The organism is Paracoccus spongiarum (assembly GCF_030732095.1).
Lineage (GTDB): Bacteria > Pseudomonadota > Alphaproteobacteria > Rhodobacterales > Rhodobacteraceae > Paracoccus > Paracoccus spongiarum.
On sequence record NZ_JAVAMQ010000024.1, the window covers coordinates 1 to 23333 of the forward strand.

A 23333-nucleotide genomic window follows, 5' to 3' on the forward strand; every position below is an offset into this window, starting at 1 on the left:
CTCGGTCGTGGGCCAGCTGACCGGCGGTCTCAACGGTCTGGCCAAGGGCCGCAAGGTTCAGGTGGTGTCGGGCTATGGCCGCTTCACCGGCCCGAACATGATCGAGGTCGACGAGGGCGGCACGAAGACGACCGTCAGCTTTGACCAATGTGTGATCGCGGCAGGCTCCGAGCCGGTGCAGCTGCCCTTCATTCCCCATGACGATCCGCGGGTGATCGATTCGACTGGCGCGCTGGAACTGGACGGCATACCCCGGCGGCTGCTGGTTCTGGGCGGTGGCATCATCGGGCTGGAAATGGCCTGCGTCTACGACGCGCTGGGTTCGGCGATCACGGTGGTCGAATTGATGGACCAGATCATCCCCGGCGCCGACAAGGACATCGTGAAACCCCTGCACAAGCGGATCGAGGGGCGGTACGAAAAGATCCTGCTGAAGACCAGGGTGACCGCCGTCGCGGCCGAGGCAGAGGGGCTGAGGGTCACCTTCGAGGACGCGGCGGGCGCCAGTTCGACCGACATCTTCGACAAGATCCTGGTGGCGGTCGGCCGCCGCCCGAACGGCAAGCTCATCAATGCCGAGGGCGCGGGGGTGGCGGTCGATGATCGCGGCTTCATCGCCGTCGACAGCCAGCAGCGCACGAACCTGCCCCACATCTTCGCCATCGGCGATGTGGTGGGTCAGCCGATGCTGGCCCACAAGGCCGTGCATGAGGGCAAGGTCGCCGCCGAGGCGGCATCGGGCCACAACCGCCATTTCGACGCGCGGGTGATCCCCTCGGTGGCCTATACCGATCCCGAGGTCGCCTGGGTCGGGGTCACCGAAACCACTGCCAAGGCCGAAGGTCGGAAGGTCGGCAAGGGGGTGTTCCCCTGGGCGGCATCCGGTCGATCTCTGTCGCTGGGACGCTCCGAGGGCATTACCAAGGTGATCTTCGACGAGGCCGACGACCGGGTGATCGGCGCGGCCATCGTCGGCCCGAACGCCGGCGACCTGATCGCCGAGGTCGCGCTGGCGATCGAGATGGGCGCCGATGCGGTCGATCTGGGCCACACGATCCACCCGCATCCGACCCTCAGCGAGACGGTGAACTTTGCCGCCGAGATGTTCGAGGGCACGATCACCGACCTGATCCCGCCGAAGAAGCGCGGCTGAGCCGGCCGCCCCGTCGCGGACGCCGGCTGCGGGCCACGCGATCCGCCGCATCACTCCGCGACGGGCAAGCGGCCTGCTTGCCCGCCCGGAGGTCGGCTTCTCGCATCCGGCGCAAGAATGACAGCGGGCGCGTTCTCGCGATCTTCCCCGGCCCTCTGACGCCTTCGATGCCGGACAGGCACCGCCGCACCCGACCGCGACGGGACCAGAGCATTGCGCGATCCGCCGTGAGCCCCCCAGGACCGCACCTGCACGCGCACCGCGCAGGCTCGTTGCGCCGCCCCGGCGCCGGCCGGTGATGCCCGGACTTTTGCGGAACGCCGCCGCGGCTGCCGAGACGTCAAAGCGGCCCTTTCGCCGCCGGCTTCGCACTCTCCGGTGAAAAGGGCGAAATCCTGCTGGCCGCTTTGGTGACCCCGGCAGGATTTGAACCTGCAACCTGCCCCTTAGGAGGGGGCTGCTCTATCCAGTTGAGCCACGGGGCCGCCTGATCGTCCTTTTGACTGCGGATTGCGGATTTGGCAAGGTTGTGGGCGATCGTGATGTTCGCTAACATCCGTCGGCAACTTCCTGCGTCTGGCATCACATGACAATTCCCCGACCCCGCCGCCCGCTGACCCTGCGCGATGTGTCCGAAGCGTCGGGAGTGTCCGAGATGACCGTCAGCCGCGTGCTGCGAAACCGGGGCGATGTGTCGGCGGCCACGCGCGAGAAGGTTCTGACCGCCGCCAAGACCCTGGGCTATGTGCCCAACAAGATCGCCGGAGGCCTGGCCAGCCAGCGCGTGAACCTGGTGGCCGTGGTCATTCCATCGCTGTCGAACCTTGTCTTTCCCGATGTGCTGGGCGGCGTCTCGGCCGAACTCGACGACACCGGGCTGCAACCGGTGATCGGCGTCACCCATTATTCCCCCGCCCGCGAGGAAATGGTGCTGTATGACATGCTGTCCTGGCGGCCGTCGGGGGTGATCCTTGCGGGCGTCGAGCACAGCAAGGCGTCGCGCGCGATGCTGGCCAATGCCGGCATCCCGGTGGTCGAGATCATGGACACCGATGGCGAGGGCATCGACACCCTCGTCGGCATCTCGCACCTGCGCGCCGGGCGGGAGATGGCGGCCCGCATCCTGGCCGCGGGCTATCGCCGCATCGGCTTCGTCGGCACCCACATGCCCGAGGATCACCGCGCCAAGAAGCGCCTTGTCGGCTTCGAGGAGGGTCTGGCGTCCGCGGGGGTGCAGCTTGAGGCGCGGGAATATTATCAGGGCGGGTCGTCGCTGCTGAAGGGGCGCGAATTGACCGACCGCATCCTCGCCCGCGCCCCCGATCTGGATTTTCTTTACTATTCCAACGACATGATCGGCGCGGGCGGGCTGCTTTACTGCATTGACAAGGGCTATGACATCCCCGGCCGGATCGGGCTCGCGGGCTTCAACGGCGTCGATCTGCTGGACGGCCTGCCGGTGCGGCTGGCCACCACAGATGCACGCCGCGTCGATATCGGGCGCCGTGCGGCGCGGCTGGTGGCGGGTAAGGACATGCCGCCGGCCGACCGGATCGTGGCGCTGACGCCGACCTTCATGCCGGGCGACACGATCCGCAATGCCGGCGCGTGATGGCCGTGCCTTGCCGCGCCTGCAGACCGGCCTTATCTGAGGCCGCATGAACGCATCATATCTTGACCGTATCCTTCGACGTGGACCGCGCGTGGCGGTGGTGCGCCTGCATGGCGCCATCGGCATGGCCGGGCGGGGCGGCGCGTTGAACGACGCGATGCTGGCGCCGGTGATCGAGCGGGCCTTCCGCCGTGGCAGGCCCGCGGCGGTCGCCTTGTCGATCAACTCGCCCGGCGGATCGCCGGTCCAGTCCTCGCTGATCGCCGCGCGGATCCGCCGCCTGGCCGAGGAAACCGAGGTGCCGGTCCATGCCTTCGTCGAGGATGTCGCGGCCTCGGGCGGCTATTGGCTGGCCTGCGCCGCCGACCAGATCTGGGCGGATGACAGTTCGATCCTCGGTTCGATCGGGGTCATCTCGTCGGGCTTCGGATTTCAGGACCTGATCGCCCGCTGGGGCATCGAAAGACGGGTTCATACCGCCGGCCGGTCAAAGTCGACGCTGGACCCGTTCCGGCCCGAAAAGCCCGAGGATGTCGAACGTCTGCGCAACGTGCTGGAACCGATCCACGCCGCCTTCAGGCATCATGTCGCCAGCCGCCGCGGCGCAAGGCTGAGCGACGAGCGCGACCTGTTCACCGGCGAATTCTGGGCCGGGCAGGAGGCCGTCCGGCTGGGGCTTGCCGACGGGATCGGCCATCTGGTCCCGAAGATGAAGGCGCTTTGCGGCGACAAGACCCGCTTCATGGTCCACAGCCCGCGCCAGTCGCTGTTCCGGCGCCTTGGCCTGTCGGCCGAGGCGGTGCTGGACGGCGCCGAGGAACGCGCCGCCTTCGCCCGCTTCGGGGCCGGCGGATGAGCGTCCGCCTTGTCGTGCTGTTCCTTCTGGTGATCGTGGTGCTGGCACTGGTCAGCGGCCCCGGTTTCCGCAGATTTCTCAAGGCCATTCTGGGGTTGTCGCGCCGTGATCGTTGATGTTCTGCTTGTTCTCGGGGGGCTTGCGCTGCTGGTCCTCGGGGGGGATCTGCTGGTCAAGGGGGCGGTGAACCTGTCGCTGCGGCTTGGCATCACGCCGCTGGTGGTCGGGCTGACCGTGGTGGCCTTCGGGACCTCGGCGCCCGAGCTGATCGTGTCGATGTCGGCGGCGCTGCGGGGGGCCACGGCCATCGCGATGGGCAATGTCGTCGGCTCGAACATCGCCAATGTCCTTGTCATCCTTGGCGCGACCGCGCTGGTTTCGGGGATCGTCACGCGCGGGCATGACCTGCGCGAAAGCTGGGCCATGATGATCGCCGCCTCGCTGCTGCTGATCGCGCTGGCCCTGATGGGTCCGATCGGCCGGCTGCAGGGGGTCGTGCTGCTGGCCGCCCTCGCGCTGGTGCTGTGGCGGCAACTGACCACGGCCAGCATCGACGACGCCGACGAGATCGAGGGCGTCGCGCTTGGGGCGCGTTGGCTGCGGATCGTGCTGTGGCTGCTGGGCGGCCTGATCGCGCTGCCGGTGGGGGCCAACCTGCTGGTCGCCGGCGCGACCGACATCGCGCTGGCCTTCGGGATCAGCGAGGCGGTGATCGGCCTGACGCTGGTGGCGATCGGCACCTCGCTGCCCGAGATGGCTGCCTCGGTCGCCTCGGCCATGCGGGGGCGGGCGGACATGGCGCTGGGCAATGTCGTCGGATCGAACATCTTCAACATCCTGGCGATCCTCGGGCTGACCTCGCTGGTCGCGCCGCTACCCATCCCGCCCGAGATTTTGCGCCTTGACCTGTGGGTGATGCTGGCCACCTCGTTGCTGCTGGCGCCCTTCCTGTTCCGGGGTGTGACAATCAGCCGGGCGGTCGGGGCGGCCTTCATCCTGGCCTATGGCGCCTATGTCTGGGTGCTTCTGTAGCCTGTCGCAGGACGCTGCGGGCGCCCTGCGCCAGCCGCCGCAGGGGCTCGGCGCAGACCGTGCGGGTGGGGTCTGTCCACCTGCACACGCTATGCGTGTCCGGCTCGCGGATTCGTCCAGCTTTTTCAGGAGTTTGCTGCGATAACGCAAAATAACTCTCATTATCAATGGCTTATTTTAACGCCTAAAAATTAGGCAAGGTTACGAATTTGTAACGATTGCTGGCCGAACTGCCCCTCGACGGTCGGTCGCCCACAGAGTTATCCACAGGAGTCGTGGAAAGCTTAACGCTTGCACTTCGCGCAGGGAACTTGCAGCCGGGGACGAGAATCACTTTGTTGGAACGCATGAGCAGCAAAACCGGCCACGCGCTGATCCAGTCCTATCTTCGCACGCTCGACGGCAGCCCAGGAGTCTACCGGATGCTGGATGCGCAGGGCGGGGTCCTTTACGTCGGCAAGGCGCGCGACCTTAAGGCGCGGGTGTCGAATTACGCCCGCCCCTCGGGCCATTCGGCGCGCATCGCCCGGATGATCCGCGATACCGCCAGCATGATGTTCCTGACCACGCGCACCGAAACCGAGGCGCTGTTGCTGGAGCAGAACCTGATCAAGCAGCTGAAGCCGCGCTACAACGTGCTGCTGCGCGACGACAAGTCCTTCCCGAACATCCTCGTGGCCAAGTCGCATCCCTTCGCGCAGATCAAGAAGCATCGCGGCGCGAAATCCGAGAAGGGCGACTATTACGGCCCCTTCGCCAGCGCCGGGGCGGTCAACCGGACGCTGAACCAGTTGCAGCGGGTCTTCCTGCTGCGCAACTGCACGGATTCGGTGTTCGAAAGCCGCACCCGCCCCTGCCTGCTGTTCCAGATCAAGCGATGCAGCGCCCCCTGCGACGGCCGGATCTCGCAGGCCGACTATGCCCGCCTCGTCGCCGATGCCGAGCGGTTCCTGCAGGGCCGCACCACCTCGATCCAGGCCAATCTCGCGGCCGAGATGGCGGCCGCGGCCGAAGCGATGGAGTATGAACGCGCCGCCGCGCTGCGGGACCGGATCAAGGCGCTGACGGCGGTCCAATCGGTCCAGGCGATCAACCCCCGGCAGGTCGCCGAGGCCGATATCGTGGCGCTGCACATGGATGGCGGGCAGGCCTGCGTGCAGGTGTTCTTCATCCGTGGCAACCAGAGCTGGGGCAACCGCGATTTCTATCCCCGGCTCGGCGGCGCGGAATCGCCCGACGAGGTGATGCAGGCCTTCCTGCTGCAATTCTACGACGACAAGCCGCCGCCGCGGATGGTTCTTCTGTCCCACGCGCCCGAGGATCCCGACCTGACCGCGCAGGTCCTGTCCGGTCGGGCCGGGCGGCGCAGCACCATCGGCGTGCCGCAGCGGGGCGAGAAGTTCGAACTGGTCGCCAACGCCCTGCGCAATGCCCGCGAAAGCCTGGCCCGCCGGATGTCGGAAAGCGCCGCGCAGATCCGCCTTCTGGAGGGGCTTGGCGAGGCGCTGGACCTGCAGGCGGCGCCGCGCCGGATCGAGGTCTATGACAACAGCCACATCATGGGCCAGAACCCGGTCGGCGGGATGATCGTCGCGGGGCCGGACGGCTTCATCAAGAGCCAGTATCGCAAGTTCAACATCAAGGGCACCGAGATCACTCCGGGCGATGACTTCGGCATGATGCGCGAGGTGCTGACCCGCCGTTTCACCCGGCTGCTGAAGGATGACCCCGACCGCCAGACCGAGGCCTGGCCCGACCTGCTGCTGATCGACGGCGGCGCGGGGCAGGTCTCGGCCGTGGACGGAATCATGGCCGATCTGGGCGTCGAGGACATCCCGGTCGTGGGCGTGGCCAAAGGCGTCGACCGCGACCACGGCAAGGAGGAATTCCATCGCGCCGGCCAGCGGCCCTTTGCGCTGCGGATGAATGACCCGGTGCTGTATTTCGTCCAGCGCCTGCGCGACGAGGCGCATCGCTGGGCGATCGGCACCCATCGCGCCAAGCGCGCCAAGACCATGATGGCCAATCCGCTGGACGAGATCGCCGGCATCGGCGCCGCGCGCAAGCGCGCCCTGCTGGCGCATTTCGGCAGCGCCAAGGCTGTCAGCCGCGCCGGTCTTGCCGATCTTCAGGCCGTTGACGGCATCTCGGCGGCGATGGCGCAGAAGGTCCATGACCATTTCCACGCGCAGGGCTAGGCCGGGCGCCGGCGCGGATGCCGGCGTCCTGTGATGCGTCGTCCTGGTGCTGCAATCCGCCGATACGGCGAAGGGGTAGGGTTCTACCACCCCCGCGCAAGAGAATCGCGCTAGGGTTGCGACCTGCTCACCATTCACCTGAGGAGGAGGCTAGAATGCCCCGTTTCCCCGCCTTCGGCATTGCCGTGGACCGGAAGCCTGTGTTTGCGCGTGACGACATCCTGCCCCATGACCGCTGGTCGGAATTCGAGGAGGAACCGACCCGCCTTGATGCCACCATCACCGACGTGAATATCGGCGGCAGCGATCCCACCATCCAGGTGCGCGCCGCCGACGGCGTCAACTGGACCATCGAACTGGCCCCGCACAGCCGCAACCGCGAGGCCGGCCTGACCGCCGCCATGGCCCTGCCCGGCGACCGTGTGTCGGTCGTCGGCCGCCGCACGCACCACTTCGGCGAGAACCGCGTCAAGGCGCTGCACCTGACCATCGCGGATCGCGAATTCGTTCTCTATCCCGACTGCCTCGCCGAGTCTTGACCCGGTGGAAGTGCGAAACGCGGCAGCCTGAAGGCCCCGCAGGATCCGAAAGGTTGCGCCGATGCCGCGTTTCGCCACCGCCAGACATGTCTCGTCCGCCGCGCTGGTCCTGCTTTCTGCCAGTGCGGCGGCGCTTGCCCATCATGGCTGGTCCTGGGCCGAGGGCGAGGTGTCGCGGCTGACCGGCACGATCGCCCGGATCGTGATCGCCCCGCCGCACCCGACGCTGACGGTCGAGGCCGCCGATGGCACGCTGTGGACGGTCGAGCTTGGCAACCCCGGCCGCACCCAGCGTTCGGGTTTCGTCGAGGGGACGGCCGCGCCGGGCGATCGGGTCACGGTGCTGGGCAATCGCGCGCAAGACAGCGCCGAGCCGCGCATGAAGGCGGTCCGCATCACCGTCGAGGGGCGCGACTACGACATGTACCCCGAGCGTATCCCCCCCGACGCCTAGGCGATGGAGGAGCTTGCCGGCCTTCTCGCGGCGCTGCCGCCAGCGGCTTGGCTGCGCCGGTCGGTGGCCGCCTATGTGCTGGTCAATACGCTGCATATCCTGGGGATCGCGCTGCTGCTGGGCGCGATCCTGCCCCTGGACCTGCGCCTCGCGGGGCTTATCCGCGGGCCCGCGCTGGCCGACCTGGCGCCGTTCCTGTCGCGGCTGGCGGCGGCGGGACTTGCGCTGGCCGTCCTGACGGGGCTGCTGCTGCTGTCGGTCCGGCCCGGCGAATACCTTGCCAATCCCGCCTTCCGGGCCAAGCTGCTGCTGGTCCTTGCGGCGCTGATCAACATTGCGCTGGTCCATGCCGGGCGCGGCTGGGAGGCGCTGGCGGCGGGCGCCGCCCCGACAGGGGCGCTGCGGCGGGGCGCCGCGATCTCGGCCGTGCTGTGGCTGGCGGTGCTCCTGGCCGGGCGGCTGACCGGCTTCCTGTGACGCCGCCCCTTTCCAACCGCCCCGGCAGGCACTAGCTTGCCGCCATGCGCTGGACCGTCCCCAACATCCTGACCCTTCTGCGGCTGATCGCGGCGCCCGGCGTGCCGCTGATGTTCCTGTATTTCCAGCGGCCCTGGGCCGACTGGGCGGCGCTTGCGCTGTTCCTGCTGGCCGCGATCACGGACTGGTTCGACGGCTATCTGGCCCGCGCCTGGCAGCAGGAAAGCCGCTTTGGCGCCGCCATGGACCCGATCGCGGACAAGGCGATGGTGGTGATCGCGATCGTTGTCATCACCGGCTATTCGGGCATGAACCCCTGGCTGATCCTGCCCGCCGCGGTGATCCTGTTCCGCGAGGTCTTCGTGTCGGGGCTGCGGGAGTTCCTTGGCCCCAACGCCCAGCTGCTGAAGGTCACCCGGCTGGCCAAGTGGAAGACCACCTTCCAGATGGTCGCCATCTCGGTGCTGTTCCTCGGCACCGGGCTGACCTATGTCGAGACCGGCAGCCCGCCCCTGGTGGGCGAGACCGAACTGCCCTGGTCCGACAGCTGGGCCGATCTGGCGACCCAGGCGGGGCTGGCGCTGATCTGGGTCGCGGCGGCGCTGACCGGCTGGACGGGCTGGGATTATTTCGTCAAGGCGCTGCCCTATCTGCGAGAGCCCGAGCATGACCGTTGATGTCCTCTATTTCGCCTGGCTGCGCGAACGTATCGGCCAGCCCTCGGAACGCGTCGAGACCGAGGCCGCGACGGTGCGGGAACTGGTGGCGGAACTGGCCGCCCGCGACGCCTGGCATGCGGCGGCCTTTGCCGACATGACGGCGGTGCGCTGCGCCGTGGACCAGGAACTGGCCGATCTCGACGCGCCGCTGGCGGGCGCGCGCGAGGTGGCGTTCTTTCCGCCGATGACCGGGGGCTAGGGCGATGGTCGCCCGCGTGCAGGCCGCGCCCTTCGATCTTGCCGCCGAGCTTGCGGGCTTTGGCGCGGGCGCCGGCGCGCAGGTGACCTTCACCGGCATCGTGCGCGACGACAGCGGGCGGATGGCCGCGCTGGAGATCGAGCATTATCCGGGCATGACCGAGGCCGCGCTGACTGCCCATGGCCTCGAGGCCGCGCGCCGTTTCGGGCTGATCGACTGGCGCATCGTCCACCGCCATGGCCGGCTTGAGGTGGGGGCCCAGATCATGATGGTCGCCACCGCCGCCCGGCATCGCCGGGCCGCCTTCGAGGCCGCCGATTACCTGATGGACTGGCTGAAATCCCGCGCGCCGTTCTGGAAGCGCGAGATCGGCCATGATGGCAGCGCGCATTGGGTCGAGGCGAAGGCCAGCGACGAGGCGGCGCTGGACCGGTGGTGATCCGCCCCGAGCCGCGCAGCCTGCTGCGCCGCTGGTCCGAACCGCTGCTTGCCGTCGCGACGGCGGCAGCGGGGCTGTGGCTGGCCCTGCGCGGCGGCTGGTTCCTGGCCCTGCTGGGCGGTCTGGCCATGCTGGTCGGGGCGGCGCTGCTGCTGGGGGCCTGGCAACGGCTGCCCTTTCGCCGCGCGATCGGCGCGGCCGGCGTCGTCGAGGTGGTCGAGGGGGCAATCCGCTTCTACGCGCCCACCGGCCTGGGCGGCGAGATCGCGCTGCGCGACCTGTCCGAGATCCGTCTGCTGCGGCTGCGCGGGCATGGCCACTGGCGGCTGCGCAGCGCCGATGGCCAGGCGTTGCTGGTCCCGGTCGATGCGGCCGGCGCCGAGGCGCTGGCGGACGCCTTCACCGCCTTGCCGGGGATCGACATGGGCGCCGTCTCGGGCGCGCTGGCACGGGTTGCGGGCCAGGCCGACGCGGTGCGCACCGTTTGGCGGAGGCCGGACCGAGTCGGGTTGACTTAGCCTGCCGGCCTTGCCACCTCTGACCGACCGGAACTCCGCGAAAGGCCCCGTCCCATGTCCATTCCCCAGCAGGGCGGCGGCCCCGTCGACAGCCGCGACCAGCTTGTCGCCTATATCGCCTCGGGCGAGAAGCCGCGCGATGCCTGGCGGATTGGCACCGAGCATGAGAAATTCGGCTATTGCAAGCCGCAGAAGCTGCCCTTGCCCTATGCCGGCGACTGTTCGATCCAGGCGATGCTGACCGGGTTGCAGGAACGCTTTGGCTGGCAGCCGGTGCTGGAACAGGGCAACATCATCGGGCTGGAGCGCGACGGCGCCAATATCAGCCTCGAACCGGGCGGCCAGCTGGAACTGTCGGGGGCGCCGCTGGAGACGATCCACCAGACCTGCGACGAGGTCAACCAGCATCTGGCCGAGGTGAAGGAGGTCGCCGACCGGATCGGCGCGGGCTTCATCGGCCTTGGGGCAGCGCCGATCTGGTCGCAGGAGCAGATGCCGATGATGCCCAAGGGGCGCTACCGGCTGATGACCGATTACATGACCCGCGTCGGCACCCTGGGCCAGCAGATGATGTATCGCACCTGCACGGTGCAGGTGAACCTGGATTTCGCATCGGAAGCCGACATGGTGCAGAAGCTGCGCGTGGCGCTGTCGCTGCAGCCGGTGGCGACGGCGCTGTTCGCCAATTCGCCCTTCCTCGATGGCAGGCCGAACGGCATGAAAAGCTGGCGCGCGCATATCTGGCAGAATCTGGATGCGGCGCGGACCGGGATGCTGCCCTTCGCCTTCGAGGACGGTTTCGGCTATGAGCGCTGGGTCGATTACGTCCTCGATGTGCCGATGTATTTCGTCTATCGCGACGGCGTGTATCTGGATGCCCTCGGGCAGTCGTTCCGGGATTTCCTGAAGGGCGAGTTGCCGGCCCTTCCGGGCGAGATTCCGACCCTGTCGGACTGGGCCGACCACCTGACGACGGTGTTCCCCGAGGCGCGGGTCAAGAAATTCATCGAGATGCGCGGCGCCGATGGCGGGCCGTGGCGCAGGCTCTGCGCGCTGCCGGCGTTGTGGGTTGGGCTGACCTATGACCAGGAGGCGCTGGATGCCGCCTGGGACCTGGTGAAGGGCTGGGATCACGAGACGCGCGAAGGGCTGCGGGTCGCCGCCGGCCGCGATGCGCTGCAGGGCGAGGCGAACGGGGTGCGGCTGCACGATCTGGCGCGCGAGGTCCTGGCGATTGCCGAGAAGGGGTTGAAGAACCGCGCCCGCAGCGGGGCCGGCGGTCTGGTTCCCGACGAGACGCATTTCCTGAACGCGCTGAAGGAAAGCGTCGAGACCGGGCGGGTGCCGGCAGACGAGCTGCTCGCCCGCTATCACGGCGACTGGCAGGGCGACCTGTCGCGGATCTACGCCGAATGTTCGTATTGACGGTCTCCCGCGACGGCGGGGGGCCTGCGCGGCCCCCCGCACCCCCCTGCGGGATATTTGCGCCAAGGCAAAGGCAGGTCGTGCCGCGCATGCACGAGAAGGTGAGCGGCGCGGCGATTGAAGCCGGCGGCCGGGGATGGCACCTGCGGCGCAGGCAAGGCGAGGTGTTGGAATGGGACGGACGGATCCGATGATCTGGGTGCAGCGGCTGGTCGCGGGCGTGTTCCTGGTCGGGCTGGCGGCGCTGGTGATGGCGGTGGTCGGGCTGTTGCGGATGTCCGAGGGCGTGCCGCCGCTGCCGGTCTATGCGGGCGTCGTCGGGATTGCGGCGCTGATCCTGCTGGCCGGGGCCTGCCTCGCGCTGATCTCGATCGCGCTGTCGGCGCGGCGTGGGGCCGAGGCGCTGGCGCGGCTGGCCGGGCAGGGCGGCGCGGCGCAGCGCGGGGTCGCGGCGGCGGCATCGCGCGAGGCGCCGAAGGAGGCGATGGCCGCCGTGCCGGTCGCCCCGGCGCGGCCGCTGCGGGCGCCGGGTCGTGGCCTCGTGGCGGAACGCTGACCTAGCCCTTCCTGCCGATCCGGGGTTCCGTGCCGGCGCGCAGCCGGGCGATGTTGGCGCGGTGGCGCAGGAAGATCAGCGCCGCCATGGACAGGCAGACGAGGATCAGGTCGCTGCGGCCGAAGGTCCAGGCCAGGATCGGGGCGAGCGCCGCCGCCGTGAGCGCGCTGAGGCTGCTGATCCGCAGGCTTGCCGCCATCAGCGCCCAGGTCGCGCAGGCCGCCAGCCCGAGCGGCCAGTGCAGCGCGATCAGCGTGCCGAGGAAGGTCGCGACCCCCTTGCCGCCGCGAAAGCCCAGCCAGACCGGGAAGCAATGGCCGAGGAAGGCCGCGCCGCCGGCGAGGATCGCTGCGGTCTCGCCGCCGAACTGCCGCGCCAGAAGGACCGCGATGGCACCCTTGCCGGAATCCAGCAGCAGCGTGGCGAGCGCGGCAGGCCTGTTGCCGGTCCGCAGCACGTTGGTCGCGCCGATATTGCCCGATCCGATCTTGCGCAGGTCCCCGAGGCCGAGGGCGCGGGCGATGACGAGACCGAAGGGGATCGAGCCCAGAAGATAGCCCAGCAGGGCCCAGGCAAGCGGCATCATGGCGACTCTCCGAACACGCGGCGGCCGCCGACCCAGGTGCCGGACACGCGGCCCTCCATCCGGGCGCCGTCGAAGGGGGTGTTCTTCGATTTCGACAGCAGCCTGAACCGGTCCAGCACGAAGGGCGCGTCGGGATCGAAGAGGACCAGATCGGCGGGTGCGCCCTGTGCCAGCCGCCCGCCCGCCAGCCCCAGCCGCCGCGCCGGGTTCAGAGACATTGCCCGCCACAGCTGCGGCAGCGACAGCCCGCCCTGATGGTAAAGCCGCATGGCGGCCGGCAGCAGCGTCTGCAACCCCACCGCGCCGGGGGCGGCGGCCTCGAAGGGCAGGCGCTTGGATTCCTCGTCCTGCGGCGTGTGAAAGCTGGCGATCACGTCGATCGCGCCCTCGGCGACGGCCTGGACCATCGCCTGGCGGTCGTCCTCGGAGCGCAGGGGCGGGGTGAAGCGGAAGAAGGTCCGATAGTCGCCGACGTCGAATTCGTTCAGCGTCAGGTGGTGGATCGAGATGCCGGCGGTCACGTCAAGACCCGCCTCGCGCGCCCGGCGCAGCGGCGGAAGGGCGGCGGCCAGCGTGATCTGGTCGGCATGCCAGCGGCAGCCGGTCATTGCCACCAGCGCCAGGTCGCGATCCAGCCCCATAATTTCGGCAACGGGCGACACGGCCGGAATGCCATAGAGCGAGGCGAACTTGCCGCTGGTCGCGGCCGCGCCGGCGGAGAGGTCAGGTTGCTGCGGATGGCCCATGATCAGCGCGCCGGTGCCGCGCGCGTAGGTCATGCAGCGCGACAGCAGCTTCGCATCGCGCACGACCCGAACGCCATCGGTGAAGGCGGCCGCGCCGAGATCGGACAGAAAGCCGATCTCGACCATCTCGCGCCCCTCGCGGCCCTTGGTCAGCGCCGCCATGTGGCGGATGTTGACCGGCGCATCTGCGGCGCGACGGGTCACGAATTCGAGCGATTCCGGCGTGTCGATCGGCGGCGATGTGTCGGGCCGCGCGATGATCGTGGTGACGCCCCCGGCGGCCGCGGCCAGCCCCGCGCTGCGAAAGCTTTCCTTGTGCCGCTCACCCGGTTCGCCGATCTTCACGCCCCAGTCGACCAGTCCGGGGGCCAGAACGCGCCCGTCGCACTCGACGATCCCTGCGCCCTCGGGCGGGGCCTCGGCCGGCGCCCCCCGGCCGGCGATCAGCCCGTCGCGGACGAGCAGCGATCCGGGCGCATCGGTGCCGGCCTCGGGGTCCACGAGGCGTGCATTGGCAAAAAGCGTCGTTGTCATGCCATCACCCCTGCCGCGGCGCGACCGCGTTCGGCGCGCAGGGTCCGGGCCAGCAGGTCCAGCGCCGCCATGCGCACGGCGACGCCCATCTCGACCTGGTCCTGAATGACCGAGCGGTTGATGTCGTCGGCGATGGTGCCGTCGATCTCGACCCCGCGGTTCATCGGCCCCGGATGCATCACGATGGCATCGGGCGCGGCCAGGGCCAGCTTGTCCGCGTCGAGGCCCCATCGGTGGTAGTATTCGCGTTCCGAGGGGATGAAGCCGCCATCCATGCGCTCGCGCTGAAGCCGCAGCATCATCACCACGTCGGCGCCGCGGAGGCCCTGTCGCATGTCCTCGTAAAGCTCGACCCCCATCTCGGCGGCACCGGCCGGCATCAGGGTCGCCGGACCGATCAGGCGGATGCGGTTCTCCATCTTGCCCAGCAGGATCAGGTTCGAGCGCGCGACACGGCTGTGCGCGATGTCGCCGCAGATGGCGATGGTCAGACGATGCAGCCGCCCCTTGGCCCGGCGGATCGTCAGCGCGTCCAGAAGGGCCTGGGTGGGATGTTCGTGGCGCCCGTCGCCGGCATTGATGACCGCGCAGTTCACCTTGTCGGCCAGCAGGTTGACCGCGCCCGATTGCGGGTGCCGCACCACCAGCAGGTCGGGCTGCATCGCGTTCAGCGTCAGCGCGGTGTCGATCAGCGTCTCGCCCTTCTTCACGCTGGACTGGGCGACGGCCATGTTCATCACGTCGGCGCCCAGCCGCTTGCCCGCCAGTTCGAAGCTGGCCTGGGTGCGGGTCGAATTCTCGAAGAACATGTTGATCTGGGTCATGCCCGCCAGCGCGTCGGAATGTTTGACCGTGCGGCGGTTCAGTGCGACGTAATCCTCGGCCAGATCCAGCAATGTGGTGATTTCCGCGGGCGCGAGATGGTCGATGCCCAGAAGATGGCGGGCGCGGAAACTCATGGGCGGCCTCTGGCAGGGTCGGGTCGCGTCCTCTATCGCAGATGGCGCAGGGTGCGGCAAGCGGGCAGGGCGGGCGGGCCCTGTGCCTCTGCAGGGGCGGGATTTTCAATCTGGTCGCGACACAGGTTGCTGCACAGGGTGCAATCGCGACGATTGCCCGGCCGCCCGGGCGCGGGTATGGCAGGGTCATGCTTGGCCGATACGCCCCCCATGTCGCCGCGACGCTGTCGCTGGGCCTGCCGCTGATCGGCAGCCATCTGGCGCGCATGGCCATCGGGGTCAGCGACACGGTGATGGTCGGCTGGTACGGGGTCGAGCCGCTGGCCGCGCTGGTCATCGCCACCTCGTTCGTGATCATCCTGTTCTTCCTGGGCATGGGCTTCGGCACCGGGGTGATGGGGCTGATTGCCACCGCGCTGGCCCGCGGCGACGAGACCGAGGTGCGGCGCGGCACCCGCATGGCCCTGTGGCTGTCGGGGATCTTCTCGATCCTCGTGATGCCCCTGATGTGGTGGTCGCAACCGATCCTGCTGGCGCTTGGCCAGACGCCGCTGACGGCAGAGCTGTCGCAGGACTATCTGCGCATCGCCGGCTGGGGGCTGCTGCCGATGCTGGCCGGGCTGACGCTGAATTCCTATCTGGCCGCGCTGGAGCGGACGCAGGTGGTGATGTGGGTCACCCTGGCCGGGCTGCCGCTGAACATCGCGCTGAACTGGGTGCTGATCTTCGGCAATCTCGGGGCGCCCGAACTGGGCGTGCGCGGGGCCGCCATTGCCAGCCTGTCGGTCCAGACGGTGCAGCTTGCGATGCTGGCGGCCTATGCGGGCTGGCTGCCCGAGGCGCGGCGCTTTGCGCTGTTCCAGCGGTTCTGGCGACCCGACTGGCCAGCGTTCCGGGCGATCTTCCGGCTGGGTCTGCCCATCGGCATCACCATGCTGGCCGAGGGCGGGCTGTTCGTCGCCTCGAACGTGATGATGGGCTGGATCGGCACACAGGAGCTGGCGGCCCATGGCATCGCGCTGCAGATCGCCTCGATCACCTTCATGGCGCATCTGGGGCTGTCGAATGCGGCGACGGTTCGGGTCGGGCAGGCCAAGGGCCGCGGTGATGCAGAATGGATGCGCGACGCGGCGGTGACGGTCACCGCCCTGTCGATGGGCTTTGCGATCCTGGCGATGGCGGTCTACCTGATCTTCCCCGAGGCGTTGGTGATGATGTATCTGGACCCCGCCGATCCGCAGGCGCCTGCCATCGTGGCAATCGGCGCCGGGCTTCTGTTCTATGCGGCGCTGTTCCAGCTGACCGATGCGCTGCAGGTGGTTGTGCTTGGCCTGCTGCGCGGGGTGCATGACACGCGCGTTCCGATGCTGATCGCCGGCTTCAGCTACTGGGTGGTGGGAATGCCGGTGGCCTATGGCCTGGCCTTCGTGGCCGGCGTCGGCGCCAGGGGGCTGTGGCTGGGGCTGGTCGTCGGGCTGACGGTTGCGGCGGTCCTGCTGTTGCTGCGGTTCTGGCGCGGCCATGCGCGCGGGGACTGGACCGCGCCGCATCCGGCAGTCTAACCTCGCCACCGAACGACACCCGCCCGTCCGCAGGAGGCCCCGATGCGCGCCGTCTTCGTGCAGTTCCGCTGCGAGCCCGGCAAGACCTATCAGGTCGCCGAGGCGATCTATGACCGCGAGGTCGTCAGCGAGCTGTATTCGACCTCGGGAGATTATGACCTGCTGGCCAAGGTCTATATTCCCGAGGATGAGGATGTCGGCCGGTTCCTGTCGGATCGGCTGTTCGACATTCCCAATATCAGCCGGACGCTGACGACGATGACCTTTCGCGCCTTCTAGCCGCGCTATTCCAACGGCTGCGACCGGGTCAGGGTCACCTGCGCCCGGCCCGGTCCGGTCAGCCGCAGCGTCCAGCACCGCGCGGCGCCGCCGCCGGGCAGGAAGAACTGTCGCGCCGCGTCGGGGTCGGACAGGTCATTGGCGGGGAACAGCCCGATCAGCGTCGTCTCGCCGGTGTCGGCCTCGACGGCGATGCGGGGCGCCGGGGCCGTCCCGTCCTCGGGCGATGTCAGCGACAGGACCGTCAGCACCGCGCGCAGATCCCCGGGCCGGCCTGCGGCATCGCACAGCGTGACGGGCTGCCGGGCGGTGATGGTCGCGGGGGCGACCTCGCCGGCCTGGGCGAGGCAGCAGAGCCCGGCCATCGTCACGGCCAGCATCGACGCGGCATCCGCCATCTTTCATCCCCCTGAGGACCACCCCCAAGCTGAGGCTACAGCACCGCGAGTTCAACCGACTTCACGACAACGGGACCGGCCTTGTCACTCTCGGCCTGCGGGATGGGCACAAGCTGCACGGTGATCTCGCCCGCGGTCTCGTCGATCGCGGCCGCCGGAAGGTCCACCGCGAAGGATGGTCCCTCTACCGGCTGATGCCCCTCGGTGCCGCCGTGATCCATGCCCTGCATCATCATGCCGCCGCCGGGGCCGACGCCGAAGAAGCCGATCGAGGTGACATAGTTCGGGTTTCCGTCGGTCGCCGTTTCCGCCGTCGCATCGGGGCTGTTGACGAACACCCGCAGCCGCGTGCCGTCCGGCAGGTCGGGCTGCACGATGCGCAGGAACAGCTTGGCACGCGGGCGGGCCAGCCCGGCCTCCTGCATCGACCGCGCCAGGTCGGAATTGCCCGCAGCCCGCAGGTTGAGCCCCGAAGTGTCCAGCCTGACACTGGCCGGCGCATCCGGCGCGGCGGCGATCTGTCCGGCCTGCGCCGTGCCGGGCAGGCGCAACGCGTCGCCGCCCAGTTCGGCTCCGACGAGGTATTGCAGGTACAGATCGCGGCCGGGATCGCTGTAGGCGATTTCGGGTTCGGGCTCGGGTTCGGGCGCCAGGTAGGTGTAGCCCAGGGGTTCCGGCGCCAGCAGGTCCGACACGCTCCAGCTGTAGCTGGCCCCGGTCGGGTCGATGTAATTGTCCTGAAACACGGTGTTCCTCCACAACGTGCTGGCCGCGTCGCTGCGCCCGCTGCGGATCCAGGCGTCCCAGATGCGGTCGATGTTGCAGTGATGCATCTGGAAGATCGGATCCTGCGGCGAGGTGCCGGCACACATGAACGGGCCGCGAATGTCGCAATGGATGTTGTTGTGCGGGTTCGCCTCCAGCGGGCCCTGTACGCCGGGGCGGCGGATCCAGGTCGCGTCGCTGCTGTTCTGGCCCGCCGGGCGGCTCGAACCGAACTCCTCGAAGTTCAGCTGGTTCATGATCCCGTCCAGAACCGCGGGTCCCGACACCGACAGGTCGATGGCGTCGCCCGTCGTCATCAGCCGGCCCGGCACGAACAGCGGGTTGGGCCGGCCGTCGAACTGCTGGTCGCCGAAGGCCGCCGGAAAATCGGGATGGGCGGTCCAGTCCCAATAGGGCATGGCGAAATCGGCGCTGCCGGTCAGCGCCCGCACCGCCTGTTCGTACATGTGCACATACCCGCGATGCCAGGGCAGGAAATACCAGTTGCCATGCGGGCACAGGTTGAAGCCTGCCGGCGTGCCATGGATATTGGCAAAGCCGATCCAGCTGAGCGGCTGGCCGTTGCGGGCCGGATCCTTCATCCGGGTCACGAAGTCGCGCAGCGCGACCAGCACGGGATCGTCCAGATCCATCTCGTGCAGGCTGCGCCGCTGCGGCAGGCTGGCCTGCGCGCGGGCAGGCCTGAAGGGCAGGACGCCGGCCACCGAAGCCGCCGCGGTGATCTGCAGCAGGGCGCGTCTGGTAAGCATGATCATCTTCCTTTCGCATCGCGATGCGATCGCGGCGATCGGTGACCGGCGCTTCGAGTCGCGGGGTTCACAGTTTTCTGAAATCAGCATAGCACATTTAAAATCGCGCGTATTAATATTATCTATTAAATTAACTTTCTGGCGTTAAAATGATAATCTCTGCAAGTCCGCGAAAAGGACCGCGATACGCGCGCCGCACCGCTGTCGCCCTTGCTGCAGGTCCCCTGCCGTCGAAGGCTTGCGCGCCCCGCGCCTCTGGCCCTAGCGTGGCGCCATGACACCGCTTCGCTTTGCCCCGATCCCCGCCGCGCTGCCCGCGACCGTGCCCTTCGTGGGGCCCGAAACCCTGCAACGCCAGCGCGGCGCGCCCTTCGCCGCCCGGCTGGGTGCCAATGAGAACGGCTTCGGCCCAAGCCCCCGCGCGGTTGCAGCAATGCAGGCAGAGGCCGGTCGGGTCTGGCAATATGGCGATTCGACCAGCCACGACCTGCGCGAGGCGCTGGCCCGCCACCTCGATATCGCGCCCGCCTCGATCCTCATCGGCGAGGGCATCGACGGGATGCTGGGGCTGCTGGTGCGGCTGATGATCGCTCCGGGCGATGCGGTGGTCACGTCGGAAGGAGCCTACCCAACCTTCAACTACCACGTCGCAGGCTTCGGCGGGGTGCTGCACAAGGTGCCCTATCGCGATGATGCCGAGGATCCCCGGGCGCTGGCGGCGCGGGCGCGCGCGACGGGGGCGCGGCTGGTCTATCTCGCCAATCCGGACAATCCGATGGGAAGCTGGCATGACGGCGCGGTGATCCAGGCCATGCTGGACGACTTGCCCCAGGGCTGCCTTCTGGTGCTGGACCAGGCCTATCTGGAATTCGCGCCGGCCACCGCCGTGCCGGGCATCGCCGCCGACGATCCCCGCGTCATCCGCATGCGGACCTTCTCGAAGGCCTACGGGCTGGCCGGGGCGCGGATCGGCTATGCGATCGGCGAACCCGGCCTGATCGCGGGGTTCGAGAGGATCCGTAACCATTTCGGCGTCAACCGCATCGCCCAGGCCGGCGCCCTCGCGGCGCTTGCGGACCGTGACTGGCTGACCGGTGTGGTGGCGCGCGTGGCGGCCGCGCGGGATCGCCTCGGTGCCATCGCCCGCGACAACGGCATGGTCGCGCTGGCCTCGGCAACCAATTTCGTGGCCATCGACACCGGCCGCGACGGCATCTTCGCCCGAGGACTCGTCGCCGCGCTCGAGGCCGAGGGTATCTTCGTTAGGATGCCCGCGGTGGCCCCGCAGGATCGCTGCATCCGCATCAGCTGTGCGCCCGAGGCCGATCTCGACCGGCTGGCCGAGGCGCTGCCGCGCGCCCTCGCCCGCCTCTGACCGGGCCGCCCCCTCTTCTGTGCCCAAATATCCCCGCCGGAGGCTCCGCCGCCGCCGCGGGCGGGCCGTCGGCCGGCGGGCACTACAGCGCCGCCAGCTGCGCCAGCGCGGCGTGCAGCCGCGCCAGGTCATCCTCGAGTGCCGCCAGCTTCTCGCGGGTCTCCTCGATCACTTCGGCCTCGGCGTTCTCGACGAATTTCGGGTTGGCCAGCCGCTTGCGCAATCCGTCGGCGTCCTTCCCGGACCGGGCCAGCGCCTTCTGCAGCCGGGTGGTCTCGGCGGCCACGTCGATCAGGTCGCCGATCGGCAGCGCAAAGGACGCGCCCGGCGCCGCGACGGCAATCATCCCCTTGCCCGCCACGCCATCGGCCGGCGGGTTGACGCGGGCCAGCCGCTCGATCAGCGGGGCGTTGGCGGCCAGCGCCGCGCGGGCGGCCGCGTCGGCCTCGGTCACGATCAGGTCCAGCCGGGCGCCCGCCGGCACGCCCATCTGCGCGCGGGCGGACCGCACCGCCTCGATCAGCGCGATGACCCAGTTCATCTGCCGGTCGGCCGCCTCGTCGATCAGCTCCGCGCCACAGGTCGGCCAGTCGCCATGCACCAGCATCGTCGCCCGCTCGCCGGTCAGCGCCCACAGCTCTTCGGTGACGAAGGGCATGATCGGGTGCAGCATCAGGTAGCACTGGTCCAGCACCCAGCCCATCGTGGCGCGGGTCTCCCCGGCATCCTCGCCGTCGAACAGCGGCTTGGCGAATTCCACATACCAGTCGCAGACCTTGCCCCAGACAAAGGCGTAAAGCCCGTTCGCGGCATCGTTGAAGCGATAGGAGGCCAGCGCCTCGTCGGTCGCGATGCGAATCCGCGCGACCTCGCCGATGATCCAGCGGTTGACCGTGTGCTGCGAGTCAGGGCGGGCCACCCCGCCCCGCACGCCGTTCATCTGCGCAAAGCGGCTGGCGTTCCAGATCTTGGTGACGAAATTGCGTGCGCCTTCGACATGCTTCGGTCCCAGCTTGGGGTCGCGGCCCATCGCCGCCATGCCGGTCAGGGTCATGCGTAGCGCGTCGGCGCCGTATTCGTCGATCAGGCTCAGCGGGTCGATGACGTTGCCTTTCGACTTCGACATCTTCGCGCCCTTCTCGTCGCGGACAAGCCCGTGGACATAGACGGTGTGGAAGGGCACGTCGCCCGCGACCTCCAGCTGCATCATCATCATCCGGGCGACCCAGAAGAAGATGATGTCGAAGCCTGTCACCAGAACGTCGGTGGGAAAATACCTCTCCATCTCGGGGGTCTTGTCGGGCCAGCCAAGGGTGCCGATGGGCCAAAGCCCGCTGCTGAACCAGGTGTCCAGCACATCGGGGTCGCGCCAGACCGGATAGAGCAGATGCGTCGGGTCCTGCGACAGGCCGTAATCGGCCAGGCTGCGGGCCAGCAGGTCGATGGCCGCGTCGCGGTCGGCAACCTCGACCACGCGGCTGACCTCCAGCGGCTGCGGCAGCCCGGCGATGTCGTCGCGAAACAGCTTGCGGACCGCCTCGAAATCGGCGGCGCAGCGCTGGCGTTCGCCGGCATGGACCAGCCCGTCCACCAGCAGGCCGAACATCTCGACCTCGTCCAGCGCCCCGTCGCCGTCATCGGCGAAATCCGCGACGCCCAGATCCAGCCCGTACCAGACCGGGATCTGGTGGCCCCACCACAGCTGGCGGCTGATCGTCCACGGCTCGATATTCTCGAGCCAGTTGAAATAGACCTTGCGGTGCTGTTCGGGCAGGATCCGCGTGCGGCCATCGCGCACGGCCTCCAGCGCGGGGCCGACGATGCGCGCGGTATCGACGAACCACTGGTCGGTCAGCATCGGTTCGATGACGACGCCGGAGCGGTCGCCGAAGGGCTGCATGATCGGCTTGTCCTCGATCAGCGGGCGGCGTTCCAGATGTTCGGCGCCGGTTTCCGGATCGATCTCCTTGTGCAGGAGGGTCACGGCCAGCCCCTCGGCGGTGATCGCCTCGATCACCCGCCTGCGCGCGTCATAGCGGTCAAGCCCGCGCAGGTCCTCGGGCACGAGGTTCACGTTCGACACATCGCCCACATCCTCGCCCCGCGCGGCCCGGGTGGCGATCTCGGCGCTGTCGGCATGGGACAGACCGTCCGCGCGCATCGCGCCGCGCCCGTCCATCAGCGCATAAAGCGGAATGCCGTTGCGCATCGCGACGCCGTAATCGTTGAAGTCGTGCGCGCCGGTGATCTTGACCGCGCCCGAGCCGAAATCGGGATCGGGATAGTCGTCGGCGATGATCGGGATCAGCCGGCGATGTTCCTTCGGGCCGACCGGAATCTCGCACAGCTTGCCGACGATCGGGGCGTAGCGTTCATCCGAGGGATGCACCGCCACCGCACCGTCGCCCAGCATCGTCTCGGGGCGGGTCGTGGCGATGGCGATATAGTCGCGCGTCTCGCGCAGCGTCACGCGGCCCTCGGCATCGCGTTCGACATATTCGTAGGTCTCGCCGTCGGCCAGCGGGTATCTGAAATGCCACATATGGCCCGGCACCTCGCGGTTCTCGACCTCGAGATCACTGATTGCGGTCTCGAAATGCGGGTCCCAGTTCACCAGCCGCTTGCCGCGATAGATGATGCCCTTGTTGTAGAGATCGACGAAGACCCGGATCACCGCGTCGTGGAAATTGCCCTCTTCGCCCGCAGGCGCCCCCGGCGCGCCCGACATGGTGAAGGCGTTGCGCGACCAGTCGCAGGAGGCACCCAGACGCTTCAGCTGGTTGATGATCGTGTCGCCGGATTCGCGCTTCCAGTCCCAGATCTTCTGCACGAAGGAGTCGCGGCCGATCTGGCGGCGGTCGGGCTCGCCCGCATCGGCCATGCGCCGTTCGACGACCATCTGCGTGGCGATGCCGGCATGGTCCTGGCCCGGCTGCCACAGCGTGTCGAAGCCGCGCATCCGGTGCCAGCGCACCAGGATGTCCTGCAGCGTGTTGTTGAAGGCGTGGCCGATATGCAGGCTTCCGGTCACGTTGGGCGGCGGGATCATCACCGTGAAGGTTTCCGTCCGCGAGGCATTGGCGCCGGCGGCAAAGGCGTTCGCGCGTTCCCATTCGGCGCTGATGCGGGCCTCGGCGGCCCGGGCGTCAAAACTCTTGTCCATGCTCATCTCGGCGATCCCC

The 23333-nt window shown here is 68.7% G+C and carries 23 protein-coding genes and 1 tRNA gene; 17 read left to right on the forward strand and 7 right to left on the reverse strand.

Annotation, left to right across the window (positions count from 1 at the left end; translation table 11 throughout):
• The coding region (locus tag Q5Y72_RS17235) for a dihydrolipoyl dehydrogenase family protein (RefSeq protein WP_305964662.1) at window positions 1-1153 on the forward strand (1153 nt) is incomplete at its 5' end.
• A 408-nt stretch (window positions 1154-1561) separates the two neighbouring features.
• Here Q5Y72_RS17235 and Q5Y72_RS17240 read toward each other — a convergent pair.
• Window positions 1562-1638 (reverse strand) — tRNA-Arg (locus Q5Y72_RS17240).
• Window positions 1639-1739: 101 nt separating this feature from the next.
• Here Q5Y72_RS17240 and Q5Y72_RS17245 point away from each other — a divergent pair.
• From Q5Y72_RS17245 to Q5Y72_RS17305, 13 genes are all read left to right on the forward strand, one after another.
• Window positions 1740-2765: a LacI family DNA-binding transcriptional regulator gene (locus Q5Y72_RS17245; protein ID WP_305964663.1), complete on the forward strand. Its 1026-nt coding sequence runs from the start codon at window positions 1740-1742 to the stop codon at window positions 2763-2765.
• A gap of 46 nt (window positions 2766-2811) precedes the next feature.
• Window positions 2812-3621, forward strand: coding sequence for a S49 family peptidase (locus Q5Y72_RS17250; protein WP_305964664.1), 810 nt, complete (start codon window positions 2812-2814; stop codon window positions 3619-3621).
• 105 nt (window positions 3622-3726) lie between these two features.
• A complete protein-coding gene (locus Q5Y72_RS17255; protein ID WP_305964665.1) occupies window positions 3727-4653 on the forward strand; it encodes a calcium/sodium antiporter in 927 nt (308 codons plus the stop codon).
• 347 nt (window positions 4654-5000) lie between these two features.
• Window positions 5001-6851 (forward strand): excinuclease ABC subunit UvrC, encoded by a 1851-nt coding sequence (gene uvrC, locus Q5Y72_RS17260; RefSeq protein ID WP_305964666.1) that lies wholly within the window; start codon window positions 5001-5003, stop codon window positions 6849-6851.
• A 155-nt stretch (window positions 6852-7006) separates the two neighbouring features.
• Window positions 7007-7390 (forward strand): hypothetical protein, encoded by a 384-nt coding sequence (locus Q5Y72_RS17265; protein ID WP_305964667.1) that lies wholly within the window; start codon window positions 7007-7009, stop codon window positions 7388-7390.
• Window positions 7391-7451: 61 nt separating this feature from the next.
• Entirely contained in the window at window positions 7452-7844 is a 393-nt protein-coding gene (locus Q5Y72_RS17270) for a DUF6152 family protein (RefSeq protein WP_305964668.1), read from the forward strand.
• A gap of 3 nt (window positions 7845-7847) precedes the next feature.
• Window positions 7848-8321, forward strand: a complete 474-nt coding sequence (locus Q5Y72_RS17275; RefSeq protein ID WP_305964669.1) for a DUF2214 domain-containing protein — start codon at window positions 7848-7850, stop codon at window positions 8319-8321.
• 44 nt (window positions 8322-8365) lie between these two features.
• Window positions 8366-8998 carry a CDP-diacylglycerol--glycerol-3-phosphate 3-phosphatidyltransferase gene (pgsA, locus tag Q5Y72_RS17280; RefSeq protein ID WP_305964670.1) on the forward strand — a complete coding sequence of 211 codons (633 nt, stop codon included), beginning with the start codon at window positions 8366-8368 and terminating at the stop codon, window positions 8996-8998.
• The gene (gene moaD, locus Q5Y72_RS17285; RefSeq protein WP_305964671.1) at window positions 8988-9239 is read left to right on the forward strand and encodes a molybdopterin converting factor subunit 1; all 252 of its coding nucleotides are present in this window, start codon (window positions 8988-8990) and stop codon (window positions 9237-9239) included. Before pgsA ends, moaD begins: the two co-directional genes overlap by 11 nt.
• A 4-nt stretch (window positions 9240-9243) precedes the next feature.
• Complete coding sequence (locus Q5Y72_RS17290) at window positions 9244-9678, forward strand: molybdenum cofactor biosynthesis protein MoaE (RefSeq protein ID WP_305964672.1); 435 nt, start codon at window positions 9244-9246, stop codon at window positions 9676-9678.
• Window positions 9675-10196 (forward strand): hypothetical protein, encoded by a 522-nt coding sequence (locus Q5Y72_RS17295; RefSeq protein ID WP_305964673.1) that lies wholly within the window; start codon window positions 9675-9677, stop codon window positions 10194-10196. Before Q5Y72_RS17290 ends, Q5Y72_RS17295 begins: the two co-directional genes overlap by 4 nt.
• 54 nt (window positions 10197-10250) lie before the next feature.
• Window positions 10251-11621, forward strand: coding sequence for a glutamate--cysteine ligase (locus Q5Y72_RS17300; RefSeq protein ID WP_305964674.1), 1371 nt, complete (start codon window positions 10251-10253; stop codon window positions 11619-11621).
• A gap of 172 nt (window positions 11622-11793) precedes the next feature.
• On the forward strand, window positions 11794-12177 hold the full coding sequence (locus Q5Y72_RS17305; RefSeq protein ID WP_305964675.1) for a hypothetical protein: 384 nt from the start codon (window positions 11794-11796) through the stop codon (window positions 12175-12177).
• A 1-nt stretch (window position 12178) separates the two neighbouring features.
• Here Q5Y72_RS17305 and plsY read toward each other — a convergent pair whose 3' ends face one another.
• Genes plsY through Q5Y72_RS17320 form a run of 3 tightly spaced genes read right to left on the reverse strand, consistent with a single transcriptional unit; the run spans window position 12179 to window position 15002 of the window.
• Window positions 12179-12763, reverse strand: coding sequence for a glycerol-3-phosphate 1-O-acyltransferase PlsY (gene plsY / locus Q5Y72_RS17310; protein ID WP_305964677.1), 585 nt, complete (start codon window positions 12761-12763; stop codon window positions 12179-12181).
• Window positions 12760-14043, reverse strand: a complete 1284-nt coding sequence (gene pyrC / locus Q5Y72_RS17315) for a dihydroorotase (RefSeq protein WP_305964678.1) — start codon at window positions 14041-14043, stop codon at window positions 12760-12762. Before pyrC ends, plsY begins: the two co-directional genes overlap by 4 nt.
• Entirely contained in the window at window positions 14040-15002 is a 963-nt protein-coding gene (locus Q5Y72_RS17320; RefSeq protein WP_305964679.1) for an aspartate carbamoyltransferase catalytic subunit, read from the reverse strand. The genes pyrC and Q5Y72_RS17320 overlap by 4 nt, the downstream gene beginning before the upstream one ends.
• A 188-nt stretch (window positions 15003-15190) precedes the next feature.
• Between Q5Y72_RS17320 and Q5Y72_RS17325 the strand changes: the two genes are divergently transcribed.
• Window positions 15191-16564, forward strand: coding sequence for an MATE family efflux transporter (locus tag Q5Y72_RS17325; protein WP_305964680.1), 1374 nt, complete (start codon window positions 15191-15193; stop codon window positions 16562-16564).
• Window positions 16565-16606: 42 nt separating this feature from the next.
• The gene (locus Q5Y72_RS17330) at window positions 16607-16843 is read left to right on the forward strand and encodes an Lrp/AsnC ligand binding domain-containing protein (RefSeq protein ID WP_305964681.1); all 237 of its coding nucleotides are present in this window, start codon (window positions 16607-16609) and stop codon (window positions 16841-16843) included.
• A gap of 5 nt (window positions 16844-16848) precedes the next feature.
• Here Q5Y72_RS17330 and Q5Y72_RS17335 read toward each other — a convergent pair whose 3' ends face one another.
• Window positions 16849-17241, reverse strand: a complete 393-nt coding sequence (locus Q5Y72_RS17335; RefSeq protein WP_305964682.1) for a hypothetical protein — start codon at window positions 17239-17241, stop codon at window positions 16849-16851.
• Between the two features lie 35 nt (window positions 17242-17276).
• Window positions 17277-18776 carry a tyrosinase family protein gene (locus Q5Y72_RS17340; protein WP_305964683.1) on the reverse strand — a complete coding sequence of 500 codons (1500 nt, stop codon included), beginning with the start codon at window positions 18774-18776 and terminating at the stop codon, window positions 17277-17279.
• 274 nt (window positions 18777-19050) lie between these two features.
• On the opposite strand from Q5Y72_RS17340, the gene Q5Y72_RS17345 reads away from it, so the two are divergent.
• Window positions 19051-20151: a pyridoxal phosphate-dependent aminotransferase gene (locus tag Q5Y72_RS17345; protein ID WP_305964684.1), complete on the forward strand. Its 1101-nt coding sequence runs from the start codon at window positions 19051-19053 to the stop codon at window positions 20149-20151.
• A gap of 82 nt (window positions 20152-20233) precedes the next feature.
• Here Q5Y72_RS17345 and Q5Y72_RS17350 read toward each other — a convergent pair whose 3' ends face one another.
• Window positions 20234-23320 (reverse strand): valine--tRNA ligase, encoded by a 3087-nt coding sequence (locus tag Q5Y72_RS17350; RefSeq protein WP_305964685.1) that lies wholly within the window; start codon window positions 23318-23320, stop codon window positions 20234-20236.
• Window positions 23321-23333: the final 13 nt, after the last annotated feature.